Origin of the sequence: Alkalihalophilus lindianensis (assembly GCF_032843265.1) — a bacterium.
Taxonomy (GTDB): Bacteria; Bacillota; Bacilli; order Bacillales; family Bacillaceae_D; genus Alkalihalophilus; species Alkalihalophilus lindianensis.
Genome location: NZ_JAWJBA010000178.1, coordinates 1 through 294, shown reverse-complemented (window position 1 = coordinate 294; position 294 = coordinate 1). Strand labels below are relative to the sequence as shown.

Annotated in this window: 1 protein-coding gene and 1 pseudogene; both read right to left on the bottom strand. The window is 38.1% G+C overall.

From position 1 onward, the window contains the following. The coding region (locus RYX56_RS21830) for a 2-amino-4-hydroxy-6-hydroxymethyldihydropteridine diphosphokinase (RefSeq protein WP_317124048.1) at positions 1-183 on the bottom strand (183 nt) is incomplete at its 3' end. Positions 184-185: 2 nt separating this feature from the next. Then, a pseudogene (locus RYX56_RS21825) lies at positions 186-294 on the bottom strand (dihydroneopterin aldolase); the annotation flags it as partial.

Genomic DNA, 294 nt, shown 5'->3' with positions numbered 1-294 from the left:
CTCAATCACCATATTTAAAAATAGAGCCTGGTCTTCATAACCGACTGGGTCTGTCTCATAAATGGAAGAGGTATTTACCAGCTGTATATCATAGCGGCTTGTCAATTTTTTAATTGCCATCATCATATTATCATAACGATTACCGATATTTGAACCAAGAGAAATAATTGCTGAATTTTCCACTTTTATCTACCCCTTGTAATTTCTACAGCAACTGATTGGTAATGACCAGGAATGGGCGGATCCGGCTTTATCACCTTGACCGTTACCTCATGAACAAGAGGAAATTTCTCC